This window comes from Nocardia terpenica (assembly GCF_013186535.1).
In the GTDB taxonomy this organism is placed as follows: domain Bacteria; phylum Actinomycetota; class Actinomycetes; order Mycobacteriales; family Mycobacteriaceae; genus Nocardia; species Nocardia terpenica.
The window spans coordinates 931415-944702 of record NZ_JABMCZ010000005.1 but is presented as its reverse complement, the minus strand read 5'-3'; the positions used below and the strand labels follow the sequence as shown (position 1 = coordinate 944702).

The window sequence follows — 13288 nt, the reverse complement described above, 5'->3', positions numbered from 1 at the left end:
ATCACACGATCGACTCCTGCTGTGCCCTGCGCACTTTGGGCCGCAGGGTCCGGCAGGCCAGCTCGACCGCCAACCGGTCGTCCGGGTCGCGCAGATTGACCCCGAGCATGCGCTGGGTCCGGGCGATCCTGTCCGCCACGGTGTTTCGATGCAGGCCGAGGGCGGCGGCGGTCGCTACCACCGAGGATTCGTGTTCGAGGTAGACATCCAGGGTGGTCAGGAGCAGTTCCTGATCGGACAGGGGAGCGAGCAGGGTGGTGGCGAGGGCGCGGGCCGAGCGGGAGCGGGTCCAGGCGCGGACCAGGCGGCCCACGCCCAGGGTGTCGATGTGCGCGATCCGGGTGCCGATGTCCTGGGTGGTGTCCATGGTGGTCGGGTCGATGGACAGCGCCGCCTCGCGCGCCTCGTCGACGGTGCGGCCGAGGCCGCCGATGCCCGGATGGCCGCGGCCGACGCCCGCCGCGATCTCGAGGCGGGAGCCGAGTCGCGCCAACGCCTTTCGGATCGAACCCAGCAGGTCGTCGACCTCCTGCGGGGACGGATCGTCCTTCGTGGTGTGCCAGGTGACCCAGCCGTCGGACTGTTCGACCAGGGGCCCGTTGATGCCGGTGTCGCCGAGCGCCCGCAGCATTTCGTCGCGGTCGCCGAGATTGTCGTAGGGCGACTCGTTGAGTCGGCGAATGTAGATCCCCATGTGCCAGCCGTCGAGCCGCCAGCCCAGCACGGCGGCTCGATGCCTGGGCACCGGGCCCGCCTCCTCCCGCAATCGCAACAGGTCCGACAGCAGCGTGGTGCGGGCGCGGGCGTCGCGTTCGGCGTCCAGGCGCTGGGTCGCGAGCCAGGCCAGCACCCACGGCTCCGCCGCGGCCAGCACCGCCTGCGCGCTCTCGACCAGCGCCTGCGCCGGGCGCGTCAGCGCGGTGGCGAGCCACAGTGGCGCGGAACCGGTTCGGACCGGATGGATGACGAAGGTGGTCTCGCCCTCCACCACCACCTGCGGCAACGCCAGGTCGCGCCGGAACTCCGCGGGCGAGTGATCGCCGTGCACGAGATCGCCGTCCGGGCTCAGGGCGCTGACCGGAGCCTGCAGCACCTCCGCGGCGGCCTTGATCACCGAGCCCAGGCTCTCCGCGCGCCCGGGGATCCGGCGCAGGAAGTCGAGCACATGCTCGGACCGCACCACCTCGGGAGTGGACACCAGTTGCGCCAGGCGCAGCGCCGCCTCGTGCGGGCTGGCCGTCTCCGGCAGCAGCACCAGCGGCAGGCCCAGCCGCTCGGCCAGCAGCACACTGGTGGCGAGCGGGCCGTGCGGACCGCCCGGCAGCACCAGGCCCGCGACACCGGCCAGCGCGCACCGGCGGATACCGGCCTCCACCTGCCACCCGGTCGAATCCGTAAGCCCGGCAACCACGATCAGATCGCCGTCGCCGAGCCCGGACGCGTCGACGCCGGACCGCACGCACACCCGGCGCACCGCGGTATCCACGACCGGGCCGCCGACCGCGCGCGCCCCCGCCAGCACGGGATGGGCGACGAGCTGACGCAGCGACACGAGACCGGGGGTTTGCTTCACCGCGTGCGCCTCCTCGATCGGTCCGCATAGCGCCGGACGGGGTCGGCGTCCATGCCGTGGGCGCGCGGACCGAACCGCGGCAGCAGGTCCGGGTCCCACAGGCGGTCGGGCACCGGCAGGGTCAGGATCATCACCTCGTGGCCGCGCCGCACCTGGCCGGTCTGGATCGGCCGCAGGCTGTGCGCGTCGAGCAGGCAGATGATGTCCGGGGTCGTGGCGACCACCTCGCCGTCCCGCAGCACCATCGAGTACTCGTTCTGCATTTCCACCCGCAGCACGTGCCGCCCGTCCACGGCCCGCACCGCCACGCTGCCGCTGGCGAAGGTGCCGCCCTCGTACCGGTAGACCTCCAGAACCGTGCCCTGGCCGAGGAAGTCGCCGCCCAGCCGCTCCGCCAGCGCGTCGCCGTCGTCGCCCGCGCCGACCCCGGCCCGGTGCCGATGGCCGAGGGTGAGGGCGTCGGTGACCGTGCCGGGCAACGCGACTCGCCGAAACATGCGCGCGGGAATCGGCGGATACGCCAGGACGGCCCACCCGCCCAGGCCGGTGAGCGCGCCCCGCATCACGCGCTCGGCGATGCGGGCGTCGACCCCGTCGACGATGACGGCCGCACCGCGCGCCTCGGCGGTCACCCAGGTGCCGGTGAGCTCGTCGGCGGGCACGACCGTCTGGTCCAGCCGGGAGAACGCCCGGCCCATCAGATCGCCGTCCACCACCGGTTTTCCGGTCTGGGCGGCCGCGATGAACGGGATCAGCGCATTGCTGCCGCCGATCTCGACCACGCCGATGGCGTCGACGACGGCACCGAGCTGCTGCTCGGCGGTGGCGACGCAGCGGCGCAATTCCTCTCCCGCGGGCAGCTTCTCGATGGCCACCGACGCGGTCGACCCGAACGCGCACATCACCAGCACCCAGCCCCGGTCGAGCTCGTCGATGCCGATCACGGGGACCGCGTCGCCGGTGGCCAGCTCCTTGCTCAGCCACAGCCCGCTCAGATGCGCGTCGCCGCCGCCGCCCGAACCGAGCAGGCTCGCCCCGCGCTGCAACGAATCCACGTCCGCGGCACCGAGTTTCGCGGTCACGCGAGTTCCTCGACCGGCTCGAAGTCGAGATCGAACCCGAACGCGCGCGGCCCGAACACGGCCAGGGCGGCGGATGTGCGCATGATCGGCGGCGCGGAGATCGCGTAGATGGTCACCCGCTGGCCGAAACGCAATGCCTCGGTGGTGATCGGCTCGGCGGTCTCGGCATTGAGCACCGTGATCAGGTCGGGCACCACGACCCGCACCCGGCCGTCGACGCGGGCGAGCAGATGCTCGTTCTGGAACGACAGCTCCAGCACCGACCGGTCGGCGAACGATCGGATCAGCGCCCGGCCGCGGGCGAAACCACCGACCGTGCGGCGTTCCACATCGAAGATCCGGCCGGTGAAAACCGGTGCCGCGTAACCGTAGATCGTCTCCTTGAACAACGCGGTCAGCGCCTGCAGCGGATCGCGGTGCCGCTCCCGGCTCTCGCGCAGGCACCGGCCCACCCGCAGCGACAGGGTGAGGGTGTGGCGAATGGCCGTGCGCCGCACGTCCGCTCCGGTCATCGAATAGTGCGCGATGTTGGCCGTGCCGCCGAGCCGGACCGTCACGCCGCGCGCGATCCGCTCCAGCCGGTGATTGTCGGCGCCGGTGTCGATGATGCCGTGCTCGTCGTGGCTGCCGCTGAATGCCATGGGCGAGCCGGGAATTCCGTACACGGCGAAGGTCAGCATCTGGAGTTCGGGGAACGCGCGGCCCATGCCGTCCGCGTCCACGACCGGCAGCCCGAGCTGCGCGCCGACCAGCAGCGGGACCATCGAATTGGAACCGCCGCACTCGATGGGCATGGTGGCGTCGGCACGGCGGCCGAGGTGCCGCTCCAGGGTGCGTAGCGCGAGCGCGGCCTCGGTGCCGCGCGGCAGCTTCTCGATCCGCACCGTCGGCGCACCCATTCCGGCGGTGGGGATCACGAGCGCGTCGTCGGCGATCTCGTCCGGGTCCACCAGTTCGACCGTGCGCCCGCGCAGGTACTCCTGCTGCACCAGCATCCGTCCCAGGTAGGGATCGCCCCCGCCGCCCGTGCCCAGCAGCGCGGCGCCGCGGGCGAGGTCGGGGAGGTCCTCCGCCTTCAGCTCAGTTCCCACGGCGGCTCGTCAGTAGCAGGTCGCCCACCGCCTTGACCCTGATGCGGGTGGCGTTTCCGGGCAGGTAGGCGATCGGGACCTCGTCGACGTCGACGATCTCCACCCGATCGGGGTCGGCGCCACCGGCGACCGCGCGATCGACGGCCTCCTGTTTGGCGGCGTCCAGCACGGCGTCGCGACGCCCCGGTTCCAGCGGATAGATACGGTCCACCTCACCTCCGATCTGGGCGATGGCCGCGCCGATCGCGTTGGCGACGGCATAGTGCTCGGTGCGGTGCACGCCGTCGACACCGACGAGGGTGTCCGGCACCAGGAATTCGCCGCCGCCGACCACCACGACCGGCGGCAGTTCGCGGGAGGTCCGCATGCGGTCGATCACCTCGCTGATCTTCGCCTCGATACTGCCCAGCGCCCGCTTCACGAAATCGCCGGACAGGTGCCGGACCCGCCCGGCGTCGCCGATGTCGAGCACGCCGGCGGCCACGCCGATGTCGGTCGCGGTGAGCACATCGCCGCCGAAGACCAGGGCCTGCCCGGTGAGCCGGTAGCCGACGCTGTCGGGGCCGACATCGATGCCCTGGGAACCGAACTCGCGCACCAGCGAACCGCCGCCGAGCCCGATGGAGATCACGTCGGGCATCCGGAAGTTGGTGCGCACCCCGGCGACGGTCACCTCGGTCGCCGCCTCGCGCGGGAAACCGCGTTGCAGCACACCGACATCCGTGGTCGTGCCGCCCACGTCGACCACCACGCAGTCGGCGAGCCCGGACAGGAACGCCGCGCCGCGCATGGAGTTGGTCGGGCCGGAGGCGAAGGTCGCGACCGGATACTTTCTGGCGTAGTGGATCTCCATCAGGGTGCCGTCGTTCTGGCTCAGATACAGCGGCGCGTCGATGCCCGCGCCGCGCACCGCGTCGGCCAGCCCGTCCACGATCTGCGTCGCCATCTCGGCGAGCGCGGCATTGATGATGGTGGCGTTCTCCCGCTGCAGCAGCCCGAGCCGCCCGATCTCGTGCGAGAGACTGACCGCCATGCCGGGCGCCTCCGCGGCGAAGATCTCGGCCGCCCGCGTCTCGTGCTCCGCGCTGACCGGTGAGAACACCGAGGAGATCGCGACGCTGCGCATGCCGCGCTCGAGCATGTCGCGTGCGGCGGACCGGATTTCGGATTCGTTCAGGTCCGAGATGGTCTGGCCGTCGTATTCGAATCCGCCGTGGCACAGATACGGGCGGCCCGCGATGGCCTGCACCAGCGACTCCGGCCAGTCCACCATGGGCGGCAGCGCGGCGGTCGCCGGCAAGCCCAGCCGCAGGGCCGCGGTCGGCGCGAGGCGGTTCGCCTCGACCAGGGCGTTGATGAAATGCGTCGTCCCGATCATCACCGCCCGCACCCGCGACGGGGCCACGCCGGAGTTGCGCTCGAGCTCGCCGAGCGCGGTCATGATTCCGGACGTGACGTCGTCGGTGGTGGGCGTCTTGACGGTGGAGACGACCTGCGCGCCGTCCATCAGAACCGCGTCGGTGTTGGTTCCGCCGACGTCGATGCCAATGCGCATGTGATCACCCTACGGGAGGAGACCGGTCGGGGTCACCTCGATGACGGGTCAAACCCTTTGCTGCGGAGCCGCATTGGCCACGGCCGATTCGGTGTCGTAGCTGCCGAACCCGCGCAGCAGCCCGATCCGGTCCGCGGCGACGTAGAGCACGAACGCGGCCACCAGCGCGTTCACGCTGGGCAGACCGACCGTCACGTACTTGCCGAACAGCGAAGCCAGCAGCCAGATCACCACGGTGGCGGGCACCCACAGCGGTGCGGTCCGGGGGAGATCGGCGCCCGCCGCGGCGAGTTGCGGCCGCCAGCGGCGGGCCACGAAGTACTCGGCGATCATGATCGCGGGAATCGGCGGGAACGCCACCGCCAGCAGATTGAGGAAATCGGTGTAGCGGGACAGGATTCCGGCCGCGCCCAGCGCGCTGCCCACCACCCCGGCCACGATGGACACCCACGCGCGATGCACCCGGTAGCCCGAGACCGTCTGCACGAAATTCGTCAGACCCAGCGACGACACGTACAGATTCCAGTCGTTGACCTTGACCGCGGCGGCGACGATCACCAGCACGCCCACCCATCCCGTCGACGAGGTGACGATCGTGGTGACGTCCTTGGTCCGCAGGGCGTGGGCGAGCAGCACCCCGACCGAGCCGATCACCCACTCGCCCAGCGTTATTCCGACGATGGTCTGTTTCACCACGTCCGCGGGCGACCGATTGAAACGGGTCATGTCCGGGGTGATCACGGCCCCGACCATGAACTGCCCGGCGACCAGGGTGACGGCCTGGACCAGGCTCAGGTGCGGCCCCGGCGGGGCGTCGCTCAGCAGGTGCCCCAGGTCGTGGCGGCTCAGCTCGATCACCACCGACACACCGGCCAGGATGAAGAAGGCGGGCACGGTGAGATAGGCGGTCCAGGCCATCCAGCGGAACCCGTAGGTCACGATCACGGTGACCAGCAGGCCGAACAGCATCGACCAGCCCCACACCGGCAGGCCCCCGAGGATCGCGGCCAGGCTCTTGCCCGCCAGCTGCGACTGCAGGCCGAACCAGCCGGTCACGCTCAGCCCGATGACCAGCCCCACCACCGCCGCACCGCCCCGGCCGAACCCGGTCCAGCGGCTGAGCACCGAGGTGGACAGCCCCTCCCGCTGGCCGATGATGCCGACCGCGATGGAGACCAGCTCCAGCACCACCGCACCCAGCGTGAACGCGAGAAACGCCTGCCAGAACGGCAGGCCGAAGCCCAGCGTGGCGCCGAGCAGGAACTGGCTGAGCCCCGAGATCTGGCCGAATCGCTGGGTGGCCATCGAAAGCCATGGGTAGCGCGCCGATTTCGGGACGCGGGACAATGCGTAGTCGTCGTGCCCGAGCGGGGCGGTCATCGGATCCTTCTGCTTTCCGTTGCAGCGTAGCGGGATTCGCATGCTACTGGGGAGCGCCCGCGCACCCCATGTGCGATCGGCACAATCGGCGAGGGGGACCTGTGCACGTCGCCCGGAAACGAATCCCGTATGGTGTCAACACGGTTCGACTGTTCTTGTCGAGGTGTGCCAGCCGCTCGATCGGCGACGTCCATCTGTGCAGTCCGCACGTGGACGGTTGGCGATCGAATATCTACCGTCTGGACATCTGTAGGAGGTGCGCATCGATCGAGAAGGGGGAACAGCGTGTTCATGGAACTGCTTCGCGGCCGTCGTACACGTCACGCGGGGGGTGATCACGGCGCATTTCCCTGCTGCCCCACCTGCGGAACACCGGTAGGCCACCAGGGTTTGGACTGGCTGACCGGCCTGCTCGACCGGCCGACCTGGCACCACCGCGCGGACCAGGCGCTGGCCGCGGCGACGGCACGGCGGAAGCCGGTCACGCTGCTCATCGCGGACCTCGATCGATTCAAGCTGATCAACGATGAACATGGGCATCTCGCCGGAGACGACGCCCTACGCCAGGTCGCGGCGATCCTGCGCTCGGTAACCCGGCCCACCGACCTGGTTGCGCGCTACGGGGGCGACGAGTTCCTGGTCCTCATGCCCGCCACCACGGCCGACGCCGCCCTCGCGGTGGCCCGAAACCTCAACGGCCACTTGAACTCGGCGCGGCTGCGGACCGTGAGCGCTCGGGACGGGGAGACTGTACTGACTGGTCTTTCGGTATCGGTGGGGCTGGCGTCGCGGGAGGGTGCTGCGCGGCTGGAGGGGTTGTTGCTGGCTGCGGATTCCGCTCTGCTGGCCGCCAAGCGTAATGGGCGGGCGCAGAGTTGTATCGAGGGGGACGGGCAGGAGTGGATGTTTGATCAGATGGTGCGGCCTTACGCTTTGCATGTGGGGTGATCCCACCGGCACCCATCCTGATCTCCCAGGGCTGATGACTCGAGAACATTCCGCGGTGTCAACGCGGCAGATCGCAGTGGCTTGTCATAACGAGATCGTGTCACTGTGATGAGGGTGGCGGAACACGGTTCGGGTCTTGTCGACACGCGCGAGTTCGATCATGCCGATTGCCTCGAGGAGAACTGCGGCGGCTTCGGCTTGGTCTGCGCCGGACAGGTGCACATTAGTTTCCTGTTGGCGATGACGTGCCCGGCGCTATAGGCGCTGCCGCAGCGCGGTGGGGCGGGGGAGTTCGCGTTTGCGTTCGACCTCGGTCACGGGCATGGCAATCAATCATCCTCTCCAGTGGATGGTGGTGTGCAGGCGGGCGAACTCCACCAGCGCGATCGGCCGTCCCCGCAGCCGCGCGAAATCCTCGATAAAAGTCGCAACACTGCAATCCCCCTCGAGCAGTCCGGCCCTCTCCATCCGGCTGATCAGGTGATCTGGTCAGTTGATCGTAATACCCCGCGCTGCAGACGATTTACTATCCATCGCGTTCGCCCTCGGGCCTCGGCGGTACCGAAAACCGTTGCTGCGCAGACCGTATCGCCGGTAGACCGTGCCATGCGCGGCTCGGCCGAATGATCCAGTTACAGCCCACGCCGCATCACCTCACCGCCTCGTCGCGCGAGCATCCAGTGCACGGCGGCCACCTGGATGCCTTCAAGAAGGAGGGGTCGTGTCCACGATGCTGAACCACGAGACCCTGCGTGCCGCTGCGCAGCGCTGCTGTGCGACATTCGGGCACCGCAACGTCGCCTGCGGGACGGACTCCACGAGGTGTCCCCGCAGTCTGGATATCTGTGTGGCGGAAAACGCTCCAGCCCGGTCTCGTTCGATACATCTGCTCCCTATGCATCACCGCGGTGGTGGTGGCCGTCGCCGTGCAGGCGAGAACCCCTCAGTGGCAGCGGGAAGCAGGAGACCGAGTGAGACAAGTCGCGAGCTTTTACCCAGCGATATATGCCTGGACGCTACTGGTGGAGACAAGCGCGGAACGATCGGCTAGTTTTCGATGTCCTCGGGATGGATGTCCCACACCCACGCACCGGCCGGCAACCGATCCGGTGGCGCGTCCTCGGGCTTCCCCGCCCACACCTGCACCCCGGTCACGATGTCCTGGGGCGTGAGAAATGGTTCCGCGATCACCCGCGTACCGCGAGAAACCTTGTGGTACGGCTCTTTCGATGTGTACGTCGCGAGGATCGGCTCTCGTGTCGCGCCCCACAACCGCTTGAAGGGCGACAGCGGCCGCGGCTCCCGCCCGATCGCCATGATGCGAGGTTCGCTCTCCGGCAGTGTCGCAACCAAGACCCAACCTTTAGCCATTCTCAGTAGGTTTAGGCCGTGGCACTTGTCCCTTACATCCCGATTGGACACCGCGGTCGAATCGGCCACAGGCCGGAATCGACATCCCTGGCCAGGCCCGGCGAGACCGATTAGGGGCAAGCTGCTGTGTCTTCGATCAGTACGAGCCCCAACGCCCGTACCGTCGTCGGGGAACGGGGATCTTGATAGGGCCGTTGGCCAGCCACATTCCCGCGGGAGGGAAGTAGGGTGCGACGCGGGCGGCGAACGCCCGACCCCGTCGCATCGCCGGGTCGCTGCCGCGCAGGATCCGCAGGCCCCGTCCGGAGATATCTCGGTTGTGCAGCCCCCAGGCCCGGCGCCGGACCGCGCAGCGATCGATCACCTGGCGTGCGTGCTCGGAATCGGTACTGCGTAAGGCGATGTGGATCGCTTCGGCGGCGTCGCTGGCGTCGAACACCCCGGAGTTCAAGCCACGGGCACCCCACGGCGCGAACACATGTGCGGCTTCGCCCGCCAGCAGGACTCGGCGATGCGGATCGGTGTAGGCGCTGGCGACGCTTTGCCGGAACTTGTACACCGACACCCACTGGACATGCTCGGGCTCGGCGTGCCAGGGGTCCACGATCATGGAGACCCATTCGCGCACACCGTCAGGGCTGGACAGGTACTCCACATCGTCGCCGGGCAGGCATTCCAGATCCAGACGCAGACCGGTCGCGAACGGTAACAACAACACATTGCGGCCGAGCAGGCCGGGATGGCGATAGTGGAAGGCGGCAGGCATGGCCGGTGTCGTACCGTCGGGGTGTTCGTCGACATCGGCGATCACGAACGGCGTTTCGTCGGTAACTCCTTCCAGCGTCGCGCCGATCGCCGTCCGCACCACCGACCGCGCGCCATCGGCGCCGATGACATACGGAGTGGTGATTGCCTCTCCCGTCGCCAATTCCACTCGGACACCGGTTCCGCTGGTCTCGACAGCTGTAACCGGCGTGTCCCACCTGAACTGAACGCCTTGTGCCACAGCTTCTTTCAGTAGGATTTCCTCGACCATGCGCTGTGGCAGGTTCGTGCCGAAGACGTGAAACGGCCCCACTTTCGGGTTCGGGGTACGGAATACCCGCCGACCTTCGTAGAACGTGTGGCCGCTCCGCATCGGAATACCCGTGCGGGAGATCGTGTCACCCAAGCCCGGCATGATCGTGTTGTAGCGCCCCAACACGGGCGGGGCGATCCCTATTGCACGACTCCCCGGCCGCACCCGCTGCTGCGGCTCCGCCTCGACCAGCAGGACCGGCACCCCCCACCGCCGCAATGCCAGCGCGGCGGTCAACCCCACCGGGCCCGCGCCGACGACCACACACGGTTCCTCGCTCAGCATCCCAGGTCACCTCTCCCGTCCCGGCTACCCCCGGACATGACTACGGTAGCCTCCAACACGCATACGGTAGCGGGGAAGCTCGCCTACCGAAAACCGTTGCGTGCCAATGGAACACTCATTGACATAGGGGTATGCCGACTCTAGGGTGGGTCCGCTGCCGGATGCGACTGGCTGGCGTAGCATCGGGTGCCCGAGTGGATCCGTCCGGCTGAGGGATTAGTGATCACAGTATCAGCTTGGCTTGATCCGGCACTGTTAGAACTGAGCGAACGCGGTTGCAGGTCAACACATGCCGCTGTGCTCACACATCGGAAAGTCGAACGGCGAGCCTTGTCGACCTCGGAGTCTTGGTCGCCGTGCATTCCGGCCGCTGAGTTGAGATCGGAGAGTCGAAAGCGGTCCCTCGAGCACCGGCCGGGCCCTTGCCCATTGCTCTGCCGCGGGTGAGGACGGAGGGGAGTAAACACATGGGTTATCGGCAATCGACGGAGCCGCCCCACCGGCAACTGACAGAGCCCGAGGGGAATCAGCCGGAGCGCATGGCCGGATCGGGGGACCGGACCATGGCGCAGACGTGCCGCGGACCTCGGCGGTTATCGACTTTGGCGGCCTTTTTCAGGTAACTGAGAAGCCGATCCGGTTCACTGGCATTCCGTTTGCGTTTCCGGAGGCTGCGAAGCCCTCGCCTGTGGGTCGAATTCACTGTGCGACGGCGCGACTCGACGATCATCGGCGAGTGTCGGATCGTTCCGCGTTGCGGTCGCTGGAGTTGCGGTCGCTGGAATGGGGTCCGCGACAGCGGGTGTCGTTCACCTCTGATGAGTCCGCCATACTCGTCCGCTGCGACGAGCACGGCCGTCGGGCGTTGAACGGGGCTGGCTACCTGCAACTTCCGGCCGGGGATGTGGAAGGTAGGCAATCATGAGCGATGACCTCAACGCTGCGGTTCGGCTCATCGCCGCCAAACTCGAGCTTCAGCCCGAGGACCTCGGTCTGGCCTCTGTGCCCTCGGCAAGCTGAGAAAGTCCATGTCGCGCCCGACCATCAGCAGTTACGACTCGTACTGGCGCGTAATCGAAAATGACTGGGGCGAAAGGTATCTCAACGAGCCCACCGCAACCGAGATCGATGAACTGGTCAAACTGCACCGTAGCCGTGCCGTCGTCCGACGCAACTCACGAGGTGGACGTGCCGCCGCGGAGCATCTGATCGCCGCTTTTCGATCGATCTACACCAACGCCCAACGCGACGGGATCCCGATCGACAATCCCGCACGCCAGGTCGCCAAGCCGCGGCGCCAACTGAGCCCTCGGCACGCACTCACCCACGACCAAGTCCTCCAGATCGGCCACGTCGCCTCTACCACGGGCGATGACGTAGAACTTGACTCGCTGCTGGTCGGGCTCCACATCGAAACAGCATGCCGCCGCGCGGGGCCCTGAGTGTCGAACTCGACGGCCTACTTCGAGGTCGCCGAAGCCCTCGCCGTGCTGACAGGCCAGCCCCATCCCCCCGTACGAGCAGCGCGGCGGCCTCTTGCCTCCGGGGCCGACGACAAAGGTAATCTGCTCGCATGAACTGGCATCCGATGCGAGTTCACCACGGTTTGTCGGCCGGTTCTCGTATACCGGGGACGGGCTCCCATGTCGTTTCGTCGCGCAGCCAGGCCGAGCGATGGTAGACGAGCCAATTCACGGCGGCGGTCATCGCGCTGCGCGTTGTGCCGGTGGTCTCGGCGAAGCCGCGAGGTGTGCGCGGCCATTCGGCGTTGCCGATCGCCACCAGCGCACGGATACGGTTCCCGGTGAGCTTCAGCTCGGCCGCGGCCGGATTGTCGGGGGCTGCGTCCTGGAGCGCCTCGAGGATCGCTGGTATCGACGGTTTCGCGCGTCCCTCGATATCGCTGGCGTCGGTGAGCGGGAGCCCGGTGAGGTGGGCGAGCTCGGCGGCGGTGCAGGCGTCCGGCGCATCGGTCAGTGCGCGCAGCACCGCGGATTGTTCATCGAAGAAGTAGCGAGAGCTCACGTTGTCCTTTCCGAGGTTGGTTGATGCTTATGAATCCACTGCTGGGCAACGGTTTTCAGGAAGTCGACGCGGTACCGGATGCTTCGTGCACGACCCTGATCTCGCCCGCGTCGACGACCAACTGTCATCCGCCAGTAGCGGTTTCGGGTCGGTTCGGGCCGCGTGGTTGCTCGTTCATCCGACCGGCTCCGACGCGCGAGCCAGCGCCGCGAGATACTGGAGACAGTCCGGCCCGTGGCCCGCGTGCTCGCAGAGAACGGCCGACCGGATCCTCGAGTGCACGGCATTCCACGCCGCCGCCTTGCGCGGGCAGCGCCGGAAATCGCAGTCCAGGTGGGTGAGCATCGCGAGGTGTGCCTGGGCAACCGTGCCGACCATCATCGCGTCGAGCCCACACGCGTACAGCAACATCAATGTTGCGGCCATCACCGGACTCCGGTCGACGGCGAAACGTGCGCATCCCGCAAGGCTTGTGCCGCAGCGTATTTCCGCGGACAGTTGTCAGGGCAGCCGTTATGAAGTTTCAAGGCCATGACGGCGCCGGTCACGGTGAAGGGTTCGTCGGGGGCGTCGTGCGGGAATCCGGGTGTCCAAACGGTTTCGTCCATCGGGGACTTTCCGTGAGAGTGACGGATGAACGCGGAACGCTGGGGTGCCCGTAGCGGTAGGCACAGCTCGGCCAACGTGAATGCGTTGATCCCTCCAACCAGCAAGATCAGAGACCGGATGCGCCCGATGGTCGAGGCCGTGGTGTAAGGAGACTTCTTGATGGTGCGCGTCGGCGTCACCGGCCATATGAACATCACCCCGGCCAGCGTGGCGCTCATCTATGACGAGATGGTTAGGCACTTTCTCGCAGCTGGAGGTCCTGCCGAGTTGGTGGGGATCAGTTGCATTGCG

At 68.0% G+C, this 13288-nt stretch carries 13 protein-coding genes; 2 read left to right on the top strand and 11 right to left on the bottom strand.

Going from position 1 to position 13288, the window contains the following annotated elements; translation table 11 throughout:
• Position 1: 1 nt before the first annotated feature.
• From HPY32_RS46380 to HPY32_RS40000, 5 genes are read right to left on the bottom strand one after another with little or no spacing between them, the layout of a single operon-like run.
• On the bottom strand, positions 2 to 1573 hold the full coding sequence (locus HPY32_RS46380) for a helix-turn-helix domain-containing protein (RefSeq protein WP_067587487.1): 1572 nt from the start codon (positions 1571 to 1573) through the stop codon (positions 2 to 4).
• The gene (locus HPY32_RS40015) at positions 1570 to 2655 is read right to left on the bottom strand and encodes an S-methyl thiohydantoin desulfurase family protein (RefSeq protein WP_067587490.1); all 1086 of its coding nucleotides are present in this window, start codon (positions 2653 to 2655) and stop codon (positions 1570 to 1572) included. The genes HPY32_RS46380 and HPY32_RS40015 overlap by 4 nt, the downstream gene beginning before the upstream one ends.
• Complete coding sequence (locus HPY32_RS40010) at positions 2652 to 3746, bottom strand: S-methyl thiohydantoin desulfurase family protein (RefSeq protein ID WP_067587493.1); 1095 nt, start codon at positions 3744 to 3746, stop codon at positions 2652 to 2654. Before HPY32_RS40010 ends, HPY32_RS40015 begins: the two co-directional genes overlap by 4 nt.
• Positions 3736 to 5301, bottom strand: coding sequence for a hydantoinase/oxoprolinase N-terminal domain-containing protein (locus HPY32_RS40005; protein ID WP_067587497.1), 1566 nt, complete (start codon positions 5299 to 5301; stop codon positions 3736 to 3738). Before HPY32_RS40005 ends, HPY32_RS40010 begins: the two co-directional genes overlap by 11 nt.
• Before the next feature lie 48 nt (positions 5302 to 5349).
• On the bottom strand, positions 5350 to 6681 hold the full coding sequence (locus HPY32_RS40000) for a purine-cytosine permease family protein (RefSeq protein WP_067595719.1): 1332 nt from the start codon (positions 6679 to 6681) through the stop codon (positions 5350 to 5352).
• Between the two features lie 390 nt (positions 6682 to 7071).
• Between HPY32_RS40000 and HPY32_RS39995 the strand changes: the two genes are divergently transcribed.
• On the top strand, positions 7072 to 7629 hold the full coding sequence (locus HPY32_RS39995) for a GGDEF domain-containing protein (RefSeq protein WP_067587500.1): 558 nt from the start codon (positions 7072 to 7074) through the stop codon (positions 7627 to 7629).
• Between the two features lie 333 nt (positions 7630 to 7962).
• Here the strand turns inward: HPY32_RS39995 and HPY32_RS45955 are convergent, their stop codons facing one another.
• The 3 genes from HPY32_RS45955 to HPY32_RS39985 all read right to left on the bottom strand — a co-directional run bounded on the left by HPY32_RS45955 (position 7963) and on the right by HPY32_RS39985 (position 10363).
• Positions 7963 to 8097, bottom strand: coding sequence for a hypothetical protein (locus HPY32_RS45955; RefSeq protein WP_267466421.1), 135 nt, complete (start codon positions 8095 to 8097; stop codon positions 7963 to 7965).
• A 579-nt stretch (positions 8098 to 8676) separates the two neighbouring features.
• A complete protein-coding gene (locus tag HPY32_RS39990) occupies positions 8677 to 8982 on the bottom strand; it encodes a GAF domain-containing protein (protein WP_156674420.1) in 306 nt (101 codons plus the stop codon).
• A gap of 154 nt (positions 8983 to 9136) precedes the next feature.
• Positions 9137 to 10363 carry an FAD-dependent oxidoreductase gene (locus tag HPY32_RS39985; RefSeq protein ID WP_067587506.1) on the bottom strand — a complete coding sequence of 409 codons (1227 nt, stop codon included), beginning with the start codon at positions 10361 to 10363 and terminating at the stop codon, positions 9137 to 9139.
• 1028 nt (positions 10364 to 11391) lie between these two features.
• Between HPY32_RS39985 and HPY32_RS39980 the strand changes: the two genes are divergently transcribed.
• Complete coding sequence (locus tag HPY32_RS39980) at positions 11392 to 11805, top strand: site-specific integrase (RefSeq protein WP_156674421.1); 414 nt, start codon at positions 11392 to 11394, stop codon at positions 11803 to 11805.
• A gap of 154 nt (positions 11806 to 11959) precedes the next feature.
• Here the strand turns inward: HPY32_RS39980 and HPY32_RS39975 are convergent, their stop codons facing one another.
• The 3 genes from HPY32_RS39975 to HPY32_RS39965 form a co-directional block, all read right to left on the bottom strand.
• The gene (locus HPY32_RS39975) at positions 11960 to 12388 is read right to left on the bottom strand and encodes a hypothetical protein (protein ID WP_067587511.1); all 429 of its coding nucleotides are present in this window, start codon (positions 12386 to 12388) and stop codon (positions 11960 to 11962) included.
• A 174-nt stretch (positions 12389 to 12562) separates the two neighbouring features.
• A complete protein-coding gene (locus HPY32_RS39970) occupies positions 12563 to 12814 on the bottom strand; it encodes a hypothetical protein (protein ID WP_067587514.1) in 252 nt (83 codons plus the stop codon).
• Positions 12814 to 13215 carry a hypothetical protein gene (locus HPY32_RS39965; protein ID WP_156674422.1) on the bottom strand — a complete coding sequence of 134 codons (402 nt, stop codon included), beginning with the start codon at positions 13213 to 13215 and terminating at the stop codon, positions 12814 to 12816. The genes HPY32_RS39970 and HPY32_RS39965 overlap by 1 nt, the downstream gene beginning before the upstream one ends.
• Positions 13216 to 13288: the final 73 nt, after the last annotated feature.

Coding starts and splice junctions, on each gene's coding strand:
- HPY32_RS39970 (WP_067587514.1), bottom strand. CDS start 12,814: ATGGCCGCAACATTGATGTTGCTGTACGCGTGTGGGCTCGACGCGATG.
- HPY32_RS40000 (WP_067595719.1), bottom strand. CDS start 6,681: ATGACCGCCCCGCTCGGGCACGACGACTACGCATTGTCCCGCGTCCCG.
- HPY32_RS40005 (WP_067587497.1), bottom strand. CDS start 5,301: ATGCGCATTGGCATCGACGTCGGCGGAACCAACACCGACGCGGTTCTG.
- HPY32_RS39980 (WP_156674421.1), top strand. CDS start 11,392: ATGTCGCGCCCGACCATCAGCAGTTACGACTCGTACTGGCGCGTAATC.
- HPY32_RS45955 (WP_267466421.1), bottom strand. CDS start 8,097: ATGGAGAGGGCCGGACTGCTCGAGGGGGATTGCAGTGTTGCGACTTTT.
- HPY32_RS39985 (WP_067587506.1), bottom strand. CDS start 10,363: ATGCTGAGCGAGGAACCGTGTGTGGTCGTCGGCGCGGGCCCGGTGGGG.
- HPY32_RS39965 (WP_156674422.1), bottom strand. CDS start 13,215: ATGAGCGCCACGCTGGCCGGGGTGATGTTCATATGGCCGGTGACGCCG.